This is a genomic window from Cupriavidus sp. USMAHM13 (genome assembly GCF_001854285.1).
GTDB classification, from domain to species: Bacteria; Pseudomonadota; Gammaproteobacteria; order Burkholderiales; family Burkholderiaceae; genus Cupriavidus; species Cupriavidus malaysiensis.
Window position 1 is genome coordinate 331986 of the sequence record NZ_CP017751.1, and the last position, 15633, is coordinate 347618.

The following is a 15633-nucleotide window of genomic DNA, read 5'->3' on the forward strand; positions in this document are numbered from 1 at the left end:
ATCGGGTCAGAGTCGTTTCTGGAAGCGGGCGTAGAAAAATCCATCGTGGTCCGATGGCAGGCTGGCCTGGCCTGGTGCCCCGTCGTGGTGCCCGGTCGAGGGCAGGATCTGGCCGGGTGCCTGCAATCGTATCGCATCTGGCAGTTGCGCACCAAACCAGCGCGCCTGCTCTTCTCCCTCCGTTGGGAAAATAGAACAGGTCACATAGAGCAAGATGCCGCCCGGCTTGAGCAGCGGCCACAGTTGCGACACGATGCGGCGCTGCTCATTGACCAGGCGAGCGATATCGACCTCGCGGCGCAGCCAGCGGATGTCCGGGTGGCGGCGCACGATACCCGAGGCCGAGCATGGCACGTCGGCCAGGATGCGGTCGTACTGGCGGCCGTCCCACCAGTCTGCGGGACGGCTCGCATCGCCGACCACGACCTCGGCCTGCTGGCCCAGGCGGGCCAGGTTCTCGTGGATGCGCTCGGCGCGCTTGGCGTCGCTCTCCAGCGCCGTCACGTCGAGCCGGGCCAGTTCCAGCAGGTGCCCGGTCTTGCCGCCCGGCGCCGCGCAGGCGTCGAGCACACGCATGCCGTCGGCCACTTCGAGCAGCGGTGCCGCCAGCTGGGCGCCGGCATCCTGCACCGACACGTCGCCGCGGGTGAAGCCCGGGATCTGCGATACCGGGAAGGCGCGCACCAGCCGCACGGCCTGCGGCCCGATGGCCTTGCCGGCCAGGCCGGCATTGGCCAGGCGAGTCAGGTAGTCGGCCACCGGCACGCGCGCGGTATTGACGCGCAGGGTCATCGGCGGGCGCACGTTGGCGCTGGCGGCTAGCGCTTCCCACTGCTGCGGATAGGCCTCGCGCAGCGTGCGCAGCCACCAGGACGGCAGGTTCCAGCGCGCCTGCTCGTCGCGCTGCACCGACTGCAGCAGGGCACGCCGTTCGCGCAGGAATCGGCGCAGCACCGCATTGACGAGGCCGCGCGCATGGGCGCTCTTGGGTTCCGAAGCGGCCGCGCTGACGGCCTGGTCCACCACCGTGAAGCTGTTGTAGCCGCTGCGGCCGGGCTTGCCCGCGCTGTCCTGTTCGGCACCGTCGGCCTCGCCGTCGAGCAGCAGCGCCAGCGCCACCGCGAGCAGGGAGTCGACCAGCGCGCCAGGCGGGCGCGCCACCAGATGGGTGACCAGCGCGCGCACGGTGCCGAACTGGCGCACGGTGCGGTAGGCGAGATCCTGCAGGGCGCCGCGCGTGGCACCGTCGCGCTCGAGGTGGTATTGCGCGGCGGCGGCCTCGATGGCCTGCGGCAGCGCGCTGCCCTCGTTCACGCCGCGCACGGCGGCGGCGGCGGCAAGCATCTGGAAGGCGAGGGAGTCGGGTGGCAGGCGCATGGAAAACGGAAACCGATCAGGGGCACGGAGGCGGCGGCGCCGCCCAGAAGGAACGAACCCGCCGGTTCGGGTGGGAACGAGGCGGGCAGTTTACCCCGGATGCGGGGCCGCTTGCCGTTTTCGCGGCCGCGACGGCCGCGCTCAGGCCGGATAGGTGCCGGTGCGGGCCATCTGCATCAGGCGCGCGATGCGCTCCTCGGTGGCCGGGTGGGTCGAGAACAGGTTGGCGATGCCACCGGCCGACAGCGGGTTCATGATCATCATCTGCGCCGTGGCCGGGTGTTCCTCGGCCGCCTGGAACGGGATGCCCTGCGCGTAGCGGTGGATCTTGTCGAGCGCGCTGGCCAGCGCCTGCGGATCGCCGCTGATCTCGGCGCCGCCGCGGTCGGCTTCGAATTCGCGGGCGCGCGAGATCGCCATCTGGATCAGCGAGGCAGCCAGCGGTGCCAGGATGGCCACGGCAATGGCGGCGATCGGGTTGCTGCGGTTGCCGTTCTCGTCGCGGCCGCCGAAGAACATGGCGAAGTTGGCCAGGGCCGAGATCGCGCCGGCCATGGTCGCGGCGATGGTCGAAGTGAGGATGTCGCGATGGCGCACATGGGCCAGCTCGTGCGCCATCACGCCGCGCAGCTCGCGCTCCGACAGCACGCGCAGGATGCCGGTGGTGGCGGCCACGGCCGCGTGTTCCGGATTGCGCCCGGTGGCGAAGGCGTTGGGGGCGTCCTCGTTGATCAGGTAGACCCGCGGCATCGGCAGGCCGGCGCGCTGCGCCAGTTCCTGCACCATGCCGTAGAACTGCGGCGCGGTGCCGGCGTCGACTTCCTGCGCGTTGTACATGCGCAGGACCATCTTGTCCGAGAACCAGTAGGAGAAGAAGTTCATGCCCAGCGCCATCAACAGCGCGAACATCATGCCGTTGCGACCGCCGATCATGCCGCCGATGACGATGAACAGCGCCGTGATCGCCGCCATCAGCATGAAGGTCTTGACCCAGTTGAACATTGTCATGCGCTCCTGTCGTTGCAGTCGGCGCCGGCGTGGCCGGCGTGCTTATCTTAGATGATGGCGGACGGACGGAATTCAATTGGGGCCGGTGGTGCCGGCCAGGATGCCGTGCCGGCGGCGGCTCAGCGCTGCATCATGGCCAGGCGGGCGCCCAGGGCGATGAAGGCGGTGCCCACGGTGCGGTCCAGCCAGCACTTCAGCCGCGGCATGCGGCCGGCACGCCGCGTCAGCGTGCCCGCCAGCCAGGCCACCAGCGTGTTCCAGGCGGTCGACATCAGCACCATCACCGCGCCCAGCAGCAGGAAGGCGGCAGCCTGGTGGCCGGCACGCGCATCGACGAACTGCGGGAAGAAGGAAACGAAGAACAGGATGACCTTGGGGTTCAGCACATTGGTCAGGAAGCCCTGCATGAACAGGCCGCGCCGCGGCGGTGGCACGGCCTGCGCGGCGACGCCGGGGCGTTGCCACAGCAAGCGCAGTCCCAGCCACACCAGGTAGGCGGCACCGGCGTACTGGATGACACCGAAGGCCGCCGGCGAGGCCGCCAGCAGCGCGGTCAGGCCGAACGCGGTGGCAAGCGAATGCACGCAGCAGCCGGCGCTGACGCCCAGCGCCGACATCACGCCTGCGGCGCGGCCCTGGGCCACGCTGCGGCCGACGATGTAGGCCGTGTCCGGCCCCGGCGTCACATTGAGCAGGAAGACGGCGCCCACGAACAGCGGGAAGGCGGTGATGCCGAACATGGCGGGAACGCTCCGGGTGGAAGGTGGGAGGTGGCTGCGCCGGCTGTGATCATACCTGCCCGTCCGGCAGGGCGCAGCGGCTGCCCGCTGCCAGCGGCATGCCCTGCAGGAAGGACTGTGCCGCCTGGCGCCGTCCGCCCGGTCGCTGCAGTTCCGTGACGCGCAGCGCGCCTTCGCCGCAGGCGATCAGCACGCCATCCGCGTCGGCCGCCAGCACGGTGCCCGCCGGCGCGGCAGGTGCGGCGGGCGCAGGCTCGGCCCGGGCCTGCCAGCACTTGATGACGGTGTCGCCGATCTGCACGGTGGCGCCCGGAAACGGATTGAAGGCCCGCACCTGGCGCGCCAGCACTGCCGCCGGCCGGCGCAGGTCCAGGCGCGCTTCTTCCTTGCCGATCTTCTCCGCATAGGTGACCCCGTCCGCGGGTTGCGGGGTGGCGCCGAGCGTCTCGCCGCGCGCCAGGCGCTCCAGCGCTTGCACCACCATGCGTGCGCCTTGCGCGGCCAGCTTGTCGTGCAGGCTGCCGGTGCTGTCGTCCGCCGCGATCGGCGTGGCCTCGCACGCGAGCATCGCGCCGGTGTCCAGGCCCTCGTCCATCTGCATCAGCGTGATGCCGGTCTCGGCATCGCCCGCCTCGATGGCGCGGTGGATCGGCGCAGCACCGCGCCAGCGCGGCAGCAGCGAGCCATGGATATTGATGCAGCCGTGGCGCGGCAGCGCCAGCACCTCGGCCGGCAGGATCAGGCCGTAGGCGGCCACCACCATCACATCGGGGGCGATGCCGGCCAGCGCATCGACGGCGGCGCCCGCCTCTTCCGGGTACTTGCCCTGGCGGCGCAGGGAGCGCGGCTGCAATACCGGTCCCAGGCCCTGCGCCAGCGCGTACTGCTTGACCGGGCTGGCCTGCAGCTGCATGCCACGTCCGGCCGGGCGGTCTGGCTGGCTGAGCACGGCCACCACGGGGAAACCGGCGGCGTGGATGGCTTCGAGGGCGGCGCGGGCGAATTCGGGCGTGCCGGCGAAGGCGACGCGCAGAGGCTGGACAGGTGGCATGGCAGGTTCGGCTGGTGGCGCCCGGAGGGGCGCGAAGGGGACGCGGCGCATGGCAGCGCGCCCGAGCGCAAGCGGCCGCGCGGCGGCCGGTGCGGACTGGACTTCGACGATGCGGGAAGCGTACTACGAACGGTGCTGAGAAAGCGCTGCGGCGCCGTGCACCGCAGTTGCGCTCACATGCGGCTGCGCGTGCGCTTCTGCAGCTTGGACTTGATGCGGTTGAGCTTGAGCGGCGACAGGTATTCGACGAAGACCTTGCCGCGCAGGTGGTCGATCTCGTGCTGGATGCAGACCGCCAGCAGATCGTCCGCGTCGATCTCGAAGGTCTCGCCCTTCTCGTTGAGCGCACGCACGCGGACCCGGTCCGGACGCTCGACGCGGTCGTAGACCTCGGGCACCGACAGGCACCCTTCTTCCCACACCTTGCGGTTGTCGCTGGCCCACACCACCTCGGGATTGATGAAGACCATCAGCTCGTCGCGGCTCTCCGAGATATCGATGACCACCACCTGCTCGTGCACGTTGACCTGCGTGGCGGCCAGGCCGATGCCGGGTGCTTCGTACATGGTCTCGGCCATGTCCTTGACCAGCTGGCGGATGCGGTCGTCCACCACCGCGACGGGCTTGGCCACGGTGTGCAGGCGGGGATCGGGATAGGTCAGGATATCGAGTTTAGCCATGATGCTCGGGCGCAACGCCGGCAGCACATGCAGACCGGGCCGCGTTGCGGCAGCGGGGGTTTACATGCAGAATCGGGGCGCTAGTACAAAAATTCAAGGCGCGCCGCAGCAGGCACGCTCTCCAGGGTCAATCCGGCCGTCTCGCATGGCCGGTTCAGGAAAATGCGCAATCTTACCAAAGAGCACCGGGCGGCGCGGGGCCGCGGGCAGCATGCGCTTGTGCGCCTGCTGATGAGTGTGGCGGGCCTGGCCGCGGCAACGGGAATGCCGCTCCGGGCCACCTCCGGCGAACTGCCCGAGCGCACCGTGACGCCGGCGCAGCAGCGCACGGCGGAGGCCGCCGTGCAGGGTATACCGGCCACCGACCTGGCACCCGCCGCGCCTTCCCAGTACACGGTGCGCAGCGGCGATACCCTGTGGGACATCTCCGGCCGTTTCCTGCGCCAGCCGTGGCGCTGGCCCGAGCTGTGGGGCATGAACCGGCAGCAGGTGCGCAATCCTCACCTGATCTATCCCGGCCAGGTCCTTTACCTGCACCTGCGCGACGGCCGTGCCTGGCTGTCGACCACGCCGATCGGCGAGGGCGGCACCGTCAGGCTGTCGCCGCGCGTGCGCAGCGACGGCGCCGACGCGGCCGCCATTCCGAGCATCCCCGCCAGGGACATCGAGCCCTTCCTGACCCGGCCGCTGGTGGTGGACCAGGGCACGCTGCAGACGTCGGCCCGTATCGTCGCGCTGCCGGAGGCGCGCGTCTACCTGGGGCGCGGCGAGAATGCCTATGTGCGTGGCATCGCCGCCGCCGACGGCCTGCCCGGCAGTGACTGGCAGGTGTTCAAGCCGGTCGAGCCGGTACGCGACCCGGGTACCGGCAAGGTGCTTGGCTACCAGGCCGACTACCAGGGTAACGCGCGCCTGCTGCGCGGCCCCGAGGGGGCCGACGCCGTCGCCACCGTGAACATCACCCAGGCCCAGCAGGAGATGGGCGTCGGCAGCCTGCTGCTGCCGCAGCCTGCGCGCGAGCCGGTACGCTATGTGCCGCATGCCCCCGACGTCGAGGTGGCTGGCCGCATCGCCGCCGTCTACGGTGGCGTGCAGTACGGCGGCGCCAAGCAGGTGGTGGTGCTCAACGTCGGCGCCAATGTCGGCCTGGAACCCGGCAACGTGCTGGCGCTGTCGCGCACCGGCGAGGTGGTCAGGGACCGCACCGCGGACAACCGCAAGATCGTGCTGCCCGACGAGCGCTACGGCCTGGCCTTCGTCTTCCGTGTCTTCCCCGGCGTCTCCTACGCCCTGGTCACCGACGCCTCCAGCGTGGTGCAGGTGGGCGACAGCGCCGCTTCGCCGCGTTGACGGAGACGGGCACGCACGTCGCGCCGGCGGGCGGCACGCGCGAGCCCGCCGAGATCGCCGCCTGGCTGCGCCTGGTGGCGGCACCGGGCCTGGGGCCGGTGGGTGTGCGCCGCTTGTTGTCGGCCTACGGCCTGCCGGAGCGGATCCTGGCGCAGGACGCCGCCGCACTGGCGCAACTGGTGCCGGCTGGCAGCGTACGGGCCCTGCTGGCCGCGCCGGGCCCCGCCCTGGCCGCGCTGGTGGCGCGCACCGCCGAGTGGGCCGCCATGCCCGGCAACCATCTGCTGACGCTGGCCGACGCGGCCTACCCGGCCGCACTGCTCGACCTGGCCGATCCACCTCCCCTGCTCTACCTGCATGGCGATCTCGCGGCGCTGCGGCGGCCGGCCATCGCCCTGGTGGGCGCGCGCAGCGCCAGCGCCCAGGGCGCGCGCGATGCGCAGGCCTTCGCGCGGGCGCTGGCCGGTGCCGGCCTGTGCGTGGTGTCGGGGCTGGCCGCCGGCATCGACGCGGCCGCCCATCTCGGCGCCCTCGAGGGCGCCGGCGGCACGCTGGCCGTGGTCGGCACCGGGATCGACCAGGTCTATCCGGCGCGGCACCGCGCCCTGGCCGGACGCATCGCCGGGCACGGCGCCATGCTCAGCGAGTTCGCGCTGGGCACGCCGCCGCGCAGCCACCATTTTCCGCAGCGCAACCGGCTGATCGCGGCCCTGGCGCGCGGCGTACTGGTGGTGGAGGCGGCAGCGCGCTCGGGCTCGCTGATCACCGCACGGCTGGCGGCCGAGCTGGGGCGCGAGGTCTTCGCCATTCCCGGCTCGATCCATGCACCGTTGTCACGCGGTTGCCACCTGCTGATCCGTGATGGCGCCAAGCTGGTCGAATCGGCGCAGGATGTGCTCGAGGAGCTGGGCACCCCCGGCCAGCCGGCCGCCGAAGCCCGTGGCGCGGTCCCGCGCGGGCGGCACGCTGCCGAGGCGGGGTGCGCGCTGGGGGCTGCCCTGGGATTCGAGCCGGCCAGTCTCGACGAACTGTGCCGGCGCAGCGGCCTGGGCGCCAGCCAGGCCCTCGCCGGCCTGCTCTCGCTCGAACTGGCCGGCCTGGCCGAGCGGCTGCCGGGCAACCTGTTCCGGCGCCTGGCTTGAAGATCCACAGGGAGGCCGGCAAGGCGGCCCGGGTTCGCCCCCTTTTCCGCACAGCCGCTACAATCAAGCCAAGTCAGCCCCAGAAGGGCTTATGTTTCACTTGCCATGACCGTTTACCTCCCCGAACGCGACGCCGACGCGCTGGCGCAGGCCCTCTCCGACCGACCGCAAGGGCGGCTGGTGGCCTGCCTGTGCGCGGCGTGGTGCCGTACCTGCGGGGAGTACCAGGCGGCGTTCGCGGCCGTGGCCGCGCAGTACCCGCGGGATTGCTTCGTCTGGATCGATGTCGAAACCCATGCCGACCGGCTGGGCGACCTCGATATTGAGAACTTTCCAACCATACTGGTGCAACCGATCACTGGTGGCGCGCCGCAATTCTATGGGACGCTGCTGCCACATGCAGAAGTGCTCCAGCGCATGCTGGGGCGCGACGTTTCGATGCAAGGGACGGCGCAGGAGTTGCCGGATGTGCTCGACTGGCTGCTTGAGAGCCGCGCACACTAGATCCGGGCAGCGGCGGTGGCTGGCTTGCACCGTCGTCGAGACCGCGCTTATTATTGGCGCCTCAAAGAAGCCAGCGCCCTGTTTACATACGCCGTAGTGCAATTCGCAGGCTGCCAGAAGGTGGCCGGCAAGGACCCGTTCAATGTCAAAAGCCCTCATCATCGCGGAAAAGCCATCGGTTGCTGCCGATATCGCCCGTGCCCTCGGGGGCTTTACCAAGCACGACGAGTACTTCGAGAACGACGACTTCGTGCTGTCGTCCGCCGTGGGCCACCTGGTGGAGATCGCCGCCCCGGATGAATACGAAGTCAAGCGTGGCAAGTGGAGCTTCGCCAACCTGCCGGTGATCCCGCCGCACTTCGACCTGCGGCCCATCGCCAAGACCGAGTCGCGCCTGAAGGTGCTGAACCGGCTGATCAAGCGCAAGGACGTCACCGGCCTGATCAACGCCTGCGACGCGGGGCGCGAGGGCGAACTGATCTTCCGCCTGATCGCGCAGCAGGCCAAGGCCAAGCAGCCGGTGCGCCGGCTGTGGCTGCAGTCGATGACGCCGCAGGCGATCCGCGACGGCTTCGCGCGCCTGCGCGAGGACGAGGAGATGCTGCCGCTGGCCGACGCCGCGCGCTGCCGCTCGGAGGCCGACTGGCTGGTCGGCATCAACGGCACCCGTGCCATGACCGCCTTCAACAGCAAGGGCGGCGGCTTTTTCCTGACCACGGTGGGCCGGGTGCAGACGCCGACGCTGTCGATCGTGGTCGAGCGCGAGGAGAAGATCAAGCACTTCGTGCCGCGCGACTACTGGGAAGTGCGCGCCGAGTTCATCGCCGCCGCCGGCCTCTACGAGGGCCGCTGGTACGACCCCAAGTTCAAGAAGAGCGAGCTCGACCCCGAGGCGCGCGAATCGCGCCTGTGGAGCGAGGCCGAGGCCATGAGCATCGTCGCGGCCTGCCGCGGCAAGCCCGGCACCGTCAGCGAGGAATCCAAGCCCTCGACACAGCAGTCGCCGGCCCTGTTCGACCTGACCACGCTGCAGCGCGAGGCCAACTCGCGCTTCGGCTTCTCGGCCAAGAACACGCTCGGGCTGGCGCAGGCGCTGTACGAGAAGCACAAGGTGCTGACCTACCCGCGTACCGATGCGCGCGCGCTGCCCGAGGACTACCTGGGCACGGTCAAGCAGACCATGGACATGCTGGCTGAGAGTTCGCACAACTACCTGCCGCACGCCAAGAAGATCCTGACCAACGGCTGGGTCAAGCCGAACAAGCGCATCTTCGACAACAGCAAGATCAGCGACCACTTCGCCATCATCCCCACGCTGCAGGCGCCGAAGAACCTGTCGGAGCCGGAGCAGAAGCTGTACGACCTGGTGGTGCGCCGCTTCCTGGCGGTGTTCTTCCCGGCCGCGGAATTCCAGGTCACCACGCGTGTCACCGAGGTGGCTGGCCATCACTTCAAGACCGAGGGCAAGGTCCTGGTCAACCCGGGCTGGCTCGAGATCTATGGCCGCGAGGCGCAGGGCAAGGACGACAAGGACGCCAACCTGGTGCCGGTGGCCAAGGGCGAGAAGGTCAAGACCGACAAGGTCGAGGCGGTGGGCCTGACCACCAAGCCGCCGGCGCGCTACAACGAAGCCACGCTGCTGTCCGCCATGGAAGGCGCCGGCAAGCTGGTGGACGACGACGCGCTGCGCGAGGCCATGGCCGGCAAGGGCCTGGGTACGCCGGCCACGCGCGCGGCCATCATCGAAGGCCTGCTGACCGAGAAGTACCTGGTGCGCGAAGGCCGCGAACTGATCCCGACCGCCAAGGCCTTCCAGCTGATGACGCTGCTGCGCGGCCTCGGCGTGGAGGAACTGACCCAGGCCGAACTGACCGGCGAGTGGGAGCACAAGCTCGCGCAGATCGAGCGCGGCCGCCTCAAGCGTGACGAGTTCATGCGCGAGATCGCGCAGATGACGCAGCAGATCGTCAAGCGCGCCAAGGAGTACGACAGCGACACCATCCCCGGCGACTACGCCACGCTGGACACGCCGTGCCCGCAGTGCGGCGGCCAGGTCAAGGAGAACTACCGCCGCTTCGCCTGTACCGCCTGCGAGTTCTCCATCAGCAAGATCCCGGGTGGGCGCCAGTTCGAGATCGAGGAAGTCGAGGAACTGCTGCTGAAGAAGGAGATCGGTCCGCTGCAGGGGTTCCGCAGCAAGATGGGCCGGCCCTTCGCCGCCATCCTCAAGCTCGGCAAGGACGACGACGGCCATTACAAGATGGAGTTCGACTTCGGCCAGAACGATGACGAAGGCGATGGCGAACCGGTGGACTTCAGCGGTCAGCAGGCCGTCGGCACATGCCCGAAGTGCGGCGGCGCGGTGTTCGAGCACGGTATGAAGTACGTCTGCGAGAACACGGTGGCCAGTCCCAAGTCCTGCGACTTCACCACCGGCAAGATCATCCTGCAGCAGGAGATCTCGCGCGAGCAGATCGGCAAGCTGCTGACCGACGGCCGCACCGACCTGCTGACCGGCTTCAAGTCTTCGCGTACCGGCCGCAATTTCAAGGCCTTCCTGGTCAAGCAGGCCGACGGCAAGATCGGCTTCGAGTTCGAGGCACGCGAGCCGAAGGCCGGGGCCAAGCCGGCGGCCAAGTCCGCGCGCGCGGCGGCGGCGGCGGACGATGGCGTGGCAACGGCCGAGAGTGCGGTGCAGAAGGCGCCGGCGCGCAAGGCGGCGGCCAAAACCACCAAGACCGCAGCGGCCAAGACCACCAAGGCCCCGGCAGCCAAGACGGCAGCGGCCAAGAAGAGCAGCAGCGGCAAGGCTGCCGCCTGAGGCCAAGGCGGCTGCCGGGGGAGGATTCCCGGCGGCCCGCCCTGCGCTGCGCCAGTTTCAGGCGCGCCGGTTCTCGCCCTCGCTCAGCAGGAAATCGATGAAGGCCCGTACCTTGGTCGGCAGGAACTTGCGGCTGGGGTAGACCACGCTCACGTCGCGCCGCGGCAGCTGGTATTGCGGCAGGATGTGCGTCAGGCGCCCCGCTTCCACATTGGGACGCGCCAGGTAGGACGACAGCATCGCCACGCCCATGTCGGCCAGGGCCGCCTGGTGCGCCAGTTCGGCGTTGCTGCACAGCAGGCCTGGCCGGATCGGCACGGTCACCTCTCCTTCCGGCCCGGACAGGGTCCATTCGTGCGCCACGTTGGGCAGGCGCAGCAAGATGCAGCGGTGGTTGGCGAGATCCTGCGCGTTGCGCAGTGGCGGGTGCTGGCGCAGGTAGCCGGGCGAGGCACACAGGATGATCTCGGCCGACAGCAGCGGCCGCGCCACCAGGTGCGAGCCCAGGCCCAGGTCCGACAGCACGATGCCGATGTCGCGCCCTTCTTCCACGATGTCGACGATGCGGTCGGACAGCAGCACGTCGAACACCATGTCCGGGTACTGCTTCTGGAAGCGCGCCAGCATCTCGGGCAGCAGGTGCAGCCCGAACATCACCGGCGCGACCAGGCGCAAGGTGCCCGACAGCGACTGGCTGCGCGCGGTGACCAGCGACTCGGCCTCGTCGACGTCCTCCAGGATCTGCTGGCAGCGCTGCAGGTAGGACTCGCCGGCATCGGTCAGCGACAGGCTGCGCGTGGTGCGGTTGAGCAGGCGGGTGCCCAGGTGGCTTTCCAGGTCGGCGACGTAGCGCGTGACGACGGCGTTCGACATCTCCAATTGCTGCGCCGCACGTGCAAAGCTGCCAAGTTCAACCACCTTGGCGAAAACGCGCATCGATTGCAGCCGATCCATGACATAGTCTCCCGTCCGTTTTGCGGATCTTTACGCTATCCGGCCTATTTATTGTGAAAACTACAATCAATCATTGTCGTTGGCAATATTTATTCATATAAGGGGAATGCCTAATATCTAGCCATCGGATGCCGCACCGCAGCGAACCAATGCCGGTGAAGAGGCGTCCCAGCCTGTGGAAAGGATTAGCCATGAAGACCCAACGCTCCGCCCTGATCGCTGTCGCGACCCTCGCCGCCGCCCTGCTGGCCGCCCCCGCCTTTGCCAAGGCAGGCAAGTTCGACCCGTACACCGACGGCGCCAAGGTCGGCAAGTTCGACACCTACACCGATGGCGCCAAGTCGGGCAAGTTCGACACCTTCACCGACGGCGCCAAGTCGGGCAAGTTCGATACCTTCACCGACGGTGCCAAGATCGGCAAGTTCGATCCGTACACCGACGGCGCTGCCCTCTGACCGGTCCTCGCGACCGGCCGGCCTGCATCGCCCGGGGCGCGCCTGCCGCGCGTCCCACCGCTTTCGGCTGATCTCCACAGGCCGGCGGGAGGGGGTCACAAGCCCGCTTCCCGCATCTCATGGAGCCAACGCCCGTGCCTTCGGCACGGGCGTTTTCGTTGGCGCGGGCAAGTCCTGCGCGCCTTGCTGTCGTGCGCGCAGGGGGAGCATACGTCACCACCTCGATCATTATGCCCGACCCCGCACATGAAAAACGGGCCTGTTGGCCCGTTTCCCTGATGCGGAGCAATCGCCCGCTGGTGGTACACGAGGGCGGGAACGGGGATGCCGTTGCCTGCGCCCGCCGTGCCGCCGGCGACGTTCAATCGTCGTGGCGATGCCACTTCTTGCGCTTGCCGTGGTGCCAGCGGTCGTCACGGCGCTCGTCCGCATAGGAGTTGCTGCGCGAGACGTTGCCACCCAGTGCCGCGCCGGCGCCGCCGCCCACGGCCGCGCCGACCAGGCCACCGGCGCGGCCGCCCATGGCATTGCCGGCCGCGGTGCCGGCGCCGCCGCCCAGGGCACCGCCGATGATGGCGCCGGTGCGCTCGCGGCGGTTGGAGGTGACCGCACCGCCGGCGCCGCCGCCGACCGCGCCACCGATCACGGCGCCGGTGCTGCCGCCCAGGGCGCCGCCGACCGCGGCACCGGCTACGCCGCCGAGGGCGCCGCCGAGGGCATTGTTCATATCGCCTGCAAATGCCGGCAGCGCCGGGAGCGTGGCAGCGGCCATGGCGATGGCCAGGGTCAGGTGGCGGACGGAGTGGCGGTTCATGGATTTTTCCTTGTTCGGATTGGCTCTTGCCTTACTTGTCGCCAGTGTAGAGAAGCGTTCTCCGCTTTGCTGTAACGACCTGTAAGCCCTGTAACGTCTGCGGATTCTTGCGTGCAAAGAAAAAGACGGCTGCTTGCGCAGCCGTCTTTTCGTCACGTCATCAGCCTTGTGCCGCCGGCGGCGCCTGAGGGGCGGCGCCGCGGCCCGGCTTCAGCAGCACCTGCCGCCCTGCCCGCCGCCGTAGCGCGCCTGCTGGCGCTCGCGGAAGAACTCTTCATAGCTCATCGGCTTGCTGTCGGGGTGGGCGTTCTGCATGTGCGCCACATAGGTCTCGTAATCGGGCAGCCCGACCATCAGGCGCAGCGACTGGCCGAGGTAGCGGCCGAAGGTCTCCAGTTGCTCCAGCATGGCGATTCTCCCTGCCGCGCTCAGCCGCGTGCCGAGGCACCGGACGGCAGCGGCTCGAACGGCGTTTCCTGGTCGGTGCGGCGTCCGACCTGGCGTGCCTGCAGAGCGGTCTTGAAGCCGTAGAACACGATCGACAGCACTACCACCATGAAGAGCGCGCACAGGCCGGCATCGAGGTAGTCGTTGAAGACGATGCGGTGCATCTGCTCCATCGACTTGGCCGGTGCCAGCACCTTGCCGGCGGCGATGGCATCGCTGAACTTGGCGGCGTGTGTCAGGAAGCTCACCTTGGGATCGGCATCGAACAGCTTCTGCCAGCCCGCGGTCAGCGTGCAGACCAGCAGCCACACGGTCGGCAGCAGCGTGACCCAGGCGTACTGGCCGCGCTTCATCTTGACCAGCACGCAGGTCGACAGCACCAGCGCGACCGCGGCGAGCATCTGGTTGGAGATGCCGAACAGCGGCCACAGCGTGTTGATGCCGCCCAGCGGATCGACCACGCCCTGATAGAGGAAGTAGCCCCAGGCGGCCACGCACAGGGCCGTGGCGATCAGGTTGGCCGGCAGCGAATCGGTGCGGCGCATGGCCGGAACGAAGCTGCCCAGCAAGTCCTGCAGCATGAAGCGGCCGGCGCGCGTGCCGGCGTCCACGGCGGTCAGGATGAAGAGCGCCTCGAACAGGATGGCGAAGTGGTACCAGAAGGCCATCATGGCCTGGCCGCCGACCACCTGGTGCAGGATGTGGGCGATGCCCACCGCCAGCGTCGGCGCGCCGCCGGCGCGCGAGATGATGGTGTTCTCGCCGACGTCCCTGGCGGTCTGCAGCAGCACGTCAGGGGTGATCACGAAGCCCCAGCTCGACACCACCTGCGCCACCGATTCCGGCGAGGTGCCGATCACCGCGGCCGGGCTGTTCATGGCGAAGTAGACGCCCGGCTCGATCACCGAGGCGGCCACCAGCGCCATGATGGCGACGAAGGACTCGGCCAGCATCGCGCCGTAGCCGATGAAGCGCGCATGCGATTCGTTCTCCAGCAGCTTGGGCGTGGTACCCGAGGAGATCAGCGCATGGAAGCCCGACACCGCGCCGCAGGCGATGGTGATGAAGAGGAAGGGGAACAGGTTGCCCGACCACACCGGACCGCCGCCCTGGGCGAACTGGGTGAAGGCCGGCATCTTCAGCTCCGGCGCCACGACCAGGATGCCGATGGCCAGCGCGATGATGGTGCCGATCTTCAGGAAGGTCGACAGGTAGTCGCGCGGCGCCAGCAGCAGCCATACCGGCAGCACGGCAGCGATGAAGCCGTAGACGATCAGCATCCAGGTCAGCGCCTTGCCGTCGAAGGTGAACAGCGGCGCCAGCGCCGGGCTCTCGTGCACGTACTGGCCGCCGATGATGGCCAGCATCAGCAGCACGAAGCCGATCACCGACACTTCGCCGATGCGCCCCGGACGGATGTAGCGCGTGTACAGGCCCATGAAGATGGCGATGGGGATGGTCACGGCGACGGTGAAGGTGCCCCAGGGCGAGCCGGCCAGCGCCTTCACCACGATCAGCGCCAGCACCGCCAGGATGATGATCATGATCATGAAGCAGCCGAACAGCGCGATCAGGCCGGGCACCGTGCCCATCTCGGATTTGACCAGGTCGCCCAGCGAGCGGCCGTCGCGGCGGGTGGAGATGAACAGGACCATGAAGTCCTGCACCGCTCCGGCGAACACCACGCCGGCCAGGATCCACAACATGCCCGGCATATAGCCCATCTGCGCGGCCAGCACCGGGCCGACCAGCGGGCCGGCGCCGGCGATGGCGGCGAAGTGGTGGCCGAACAGCACGGCCTTGTTGGTGGGTACGTAGTCGAGCCCGTCGTTATGGCGCCAGGCCGGCGTCATGCGCTTGGGATCGAGCTGCATCACCTTGTCGGCGATGAACCTGCTGTAGTAGCGGTAGGCGATCAGGTAGATGCAGACCGCGGCGACCACGATCCACAATGCGCTGACGGCCTCGCCGCGTGCGAGCGCCACGGTGGCGAAGGCGAAGGCGCCGAGGACGGCGACGGCCAGCCACACCAGGTGTTTCCCGATGCGATTCATATGAGAGTCTCCTCAATGGGTGCCGATGAATAATAGGTCCGCCACGCCGTCCTGGCTCGCCATCTGGCGCTGAAGCGTCGTTTCCGACGAAACATCGGAATCGCGAGCAATCAGCTAAGGATTTGTACCCTCCACATTAGGAAAGTACTTGGCAAGATCAGAAATGAACCCGGTCAGACTCAGCTGGGCCGGATTCCGTCGTCGCAGACAACGGACGTGGTCACCCGCCGGGGCAG

Annotated in this window: 14 protein-coding genes; 5 read left to right on the forward strand and 9 right to left on the reverse strand. The window is 68.9% G+C overall.

Annotation, left to right across the window (positions count from 1 at the left end):
• Window positions 1–6: 6 nt before the first annotated feature.
• From rsmB to def, 5 genes are all read right to left on the reverse strand, one after another.
• Complete coding sequence (gene rsmB / locus BKK81_RS01570; protein ID WP_071010458.1) at window positions 7–1377, reverse strand: 16S rRNA (cytosine(967)-C(5))-methyltransferase RsmB; 1371 nt, start codon at window positions 1375–1377, stop codon at window positions 7–9.
• A 141-nt stretch (window positions 1378–1518) separates the two neighbouring features.
• Window positions 1519–2379, reverse strand: coding sequence for a zinc metalloprotease HtpX (gene htpX / locus BKK81_RS01575; protein ID WP_071010459.1), 861 nt, complete (start codon window positions 2377–2379; stop codon window positions 1519–1521).
• Window positions 2380–2504: 125 nt separating this feature from the next.
• Window positions 2505–3125 (reverse strand): LysE family translocator, encoded by a 621-nt coding sequence (locus BKK81_RS01580; protein WP_071010460.1) that lies wholly within the window; start codon window positions 3123–3125, stop codon window positions 2505–2507.
• Window positions 3126–3174: 49 nt separating this feature from the next.
• Window positions 3175–4176 carry a methionyl-tRNA formyltransferase gene (gene fmt, locus BKK81_RS01585; protein ID WP_071010461.1) on the reverse strand — a complete coding sequence of 334 codons (1002 nt, stop codon included), beginning with the start codon at window positions 4174–4176 and terminating at the stop codon, window positions 3175–3177.
• A gap of 173 nt (window positions 4177–4349) precedes the next feature.
• Window positions 4350–4856 carry a peptide deformylase gene (gene def, locus BKK81_RS01590; protein WP_071010462.1) on the reverse strand — a complete coding sequence of 169 codons (507 nt, stop codon included), beginning with the start codon at window positions 4854–4856 and terminating at the stop codon, window positions 4350–4352.
• Window positions 4857–5018: 162 nt separating this feature from the next.
• Between def and BKK81_RS01595 the strand changes: the two genes are divergently transcribed.
• The 4 genes from BKK81_RS01595 to BKK81_RS01610 all read left to right on the forward strand — a co-directional run bounded on the left by BKK81_RS01595 (window position 5019) and on the right by BKK81_RS01610 (window position 10673).
• Window positions 5019–6206, forward strand: coding sequence for a LysM peptidoglycan-binding domain-containing protein (locus tag BKK81_RS01595; protein WP_071010463.1), 1188 nt, complete (start codon window positions 5019–5021; stop codon window positions 6204–6206).
• A complete protein-coding gene (gene dprA, locus BKK81_RS01600) occupies window positions 6203–7348 on the forward strand; it encodes a DNA-processing protein DprA (protein ID WP_071010464.1) in 1146 nt (381 codons plus the stop codon). The genes BKK81_RS01595 and dprA overlap by 4 nt, the downstream gene beginning before the upstream one ends.
• A gap of 105 nt (window positions 7349–7453) precedes the next feature.
• Complete coding sequence (locus BKK81_RS01605) at window positions 7454–7852, forward strand: thioredoxin domain-containing protein (protein ID WP_071010465.1); 399 nt, start codon at window positions 7454–7456, stop codon at window positions 7850–7852.
• A gap of 142 nt (window positions 7853–7994) precedes the next feature.
• Window positions 7995–10673, forward strand: coding sequence for a DNA topoisomerase III (locus BKK81_RS01610; protein WP_071010466.1), 2679 nt, complete (start codon window positions 7995–7997; stop codon window positions 10671–10673).
• 57 nt (window positions 10674–10730) lie between these two features.
• Here BKK81_RS01610 and BKK81_RS01615 read toward each other — a convergent pair whose 3' ends face one another.
• Window positions 10731–11627: a LysR family transcriptional regulator gene (locus BKK81_RS01615; RefSeq protein ID WP_071010467.1), complete on the reverse strand. Its 897-nt coding sequence runs from the start codon at window positions 11625–11627 to the stop codon at window positions 10731–10733.
• 191 nt (window positions 11628–11818) lie between these two features.
• On the opposite strand from BKK81_RS01615, the gene BKK81_RS01620 reads away from it, so the two are divergent.
• The gene (locus tag BKK81_RS01620; protein WP_071010468.1) at window positions 11819–12082 is read left to right on the forward strand and encodes a hypothetical protein; all 264 of its coding nucleotides are present in this window, start codon (window positions 11819–11821) and stop codon (window positions 12080–12082) included.
• A gap of 361 nt (window positions 12083–12443) precedes the next feature.
• Here BKK81_RS01620 and BKK81_RS01625 read toward each other — a convergent pair whose 3' ends face one another.
• From BKK81_RS01625 to BKK81_RS01635, 3 genes are all read right to left on the reverse strand, one after another.
• Complete coding sequence (locus BKK81_RS01625; RefSeq protein WP_071010469.1) at window positions 12444–12896, reverse strand: hypothetical protein; 453 nt, start codon at window positions 12894–12896, stop codon at window positions 12444–12446.
• A 210-nt stretch (window positions 12897–13106) separates the two neighbouring features.
• Window positions 13107–13304, reverse strand: a complete 198-nt coding sequence (locus BKK81_RS01630) for a YbdD/YjiX family protein (protein ID WP_071010470.1) — start codon at window positions 13302–13304, stop codon at window positions 13107–13109.
• 20 nt (window positions 13305–13324) lie between these two features.
• Window positions 13325–15397 (reverse strand): carbon starvation CstA family protein, encoded by a 2073-nt coding sequence (locus BKK81_RS01635; protein ID WP_071010471.1) that lies wholly within the window; start codon window positions 15395–15397, stop codon window positions 13325–13327.
• Window positions 15398–15633: the final 236 nt, after the last annotated feature.

Coding starts and splice junctions, on each gene's coding strand:
- rsmB (WP_071010458.1), bottom strand. CDS start 1,377: ATGCGCCTGCCACCCGACTCCCTCGCCTTCCAGATGCTTGCCGCCGCC.
- htpX (WP_071010459.1), bottom strand. CDS start 2,379: ATGTTCAACTGGGTCAAGACCTTCATGCTGATGGCGGCGATCACGGCG.
- BKK81_RS01580 (WP_071010460.1), bottom strand. CDS start 3,125: ATGTTCGGCATCACCGCCTTCCCGCTGTTCGTGGGCGCCGTCTTCCTG.
- fmt (WP_071010461.1), bottom strand. CDS start 4,176: ATGCCACCTGTCCAGCCTCTGCGCGTCGCCTTCGCCGGCACGCCCGAA.
- def (WP_071010462.1), bottom strand. CDS start 4,856: ATGGCTAAACTCGATATCCTGACCTATCCCGATCCCCGCCTGCACACC.
- BKK81_RS01595 (WP_071010463.1), top strand. CDS start 5,019: ATGCGCAATCTTACCAAAGAGCACCGGGCGGCGCGGGGCCGCGGGCAG.
- BKK81_RS01605 (WP_071010465.1), top strand. CDS start 7,454: ATGACCGTTTACCTCCCCGAACGCGACGCCGACGCGCTGGCGCAGGCC.
- BKK81_RS01610 (WP_071010466.1), top strand. CDS start 7,995: ATGTCAAAAGCCCTCATCATCGCGGAAAAGCCATCGGTTGCTGCCGAT.
- BKK81_RS01615 (WP_071010467.1), bottom strand. CDS start 11,627: ATGGATCGGCTGCAATCGATGCGCGTTTTCGCCAAGGTGGTTGAACTT.
- BKK81_RS01620 (WP_071010468.1), top strand. CDS start 11,819: ATGAAGACCCAACGCTCCGCCCTGATCGCTGTCGCGACCCTCGCCGCC.
- BKK81_RS01625 (WP_071010469.1), bottom strand. CDS start 12,896: ATGAACCGCCACTCCGTCCGCCACCTGACCCTGGCCATCGCCATGGCC.
- BKK81_RS01630 (WP_071010470.1), bottom strand. CDS start 13,304: ATGCTGGAGCAACTGGAGACCTTCGGCCGCTACCTCGGCCAGTCGCTG.
- BKK81_RS01635 (WP_071010471.1), bottom strand. CDS start 15,397: ATGAATCGCATCGGGAAACACCTGGTGTGGCTGGCCGTCGCCGTCCTC.